Below are 634 nucleotides of genomic sequence, written 5' to 3'. Positions count from 1 at the left end.
ACGTCAGCGGCGGTAACTACGAGAACCTGGTGGCCGATAAAACCCCGGTCAGCACTACCGTCACCGATACTCCGGATACCACCAATTTGTCGCTGAGCGCGACGGATGCCGTGGCCGAAGGCGGCTCGATTGTTTACACCGCGACCCTGTCCAACGCCGCTGGCTCGCCGGTCACCGTGACCCTGTCGAACGGTGCCGTGATCACCATCGACGCCGGGAAAACCACCGGCACCGTAAGCGTTCCGGCCCCGGCTGATGACGTCTATAAAGATGCTGGCAAAGTCGAAGCGACCATTTCCACCGCCACCGGCGGCGATTTCGAAAACCTGGTGCCGAGCAGCGTACCGGCGGTGACGGAAGTGACCGACACCATCGACACCACCACCGTGAAGCTGACCGCGACTGAAACCGCGGCTGAAGGCGGAACCGTTGTCTACACCGCCACCGTCGGTGCCGCTGTGACTGGCTCGCCAGTAACTGTGACCTTGGCCAACGGCCAGACCATCACCATCGCCGTCGGTCACACCACCGGCACCATCACCACCAGCGCGCCGAACGACGTGCTGGCTGGTCACGCCCCGCTGACCAACTCGATCACCGACGTCAGCGGCGGTAACTACGAGAACCTGGTGGC

The 634-nt window shown here is 63.2% G+C and carries 1 protein-coding gene; it reads left to right on the top strand.

Annotation, left to right across the window (positions count from 1 at the left end; genetic code table 11):
• A partial coding sequence (locus AC1D1M_RS31430) for an immunoglobulin-like domain-containing protein (RefSeq protein ID WP_477778695.1) occupies window positions 1-634 on the top strand: 634 nt, incomplete at both ends.

This window comes from Pseudomonas sp. P1_F7, assembly GCF_056405655.1.
The sequence above is the reverse complement of the archived record's forward strand: the minus strand, read 5'-3'. Positions and strand labels throughout refer to the sequence as shown.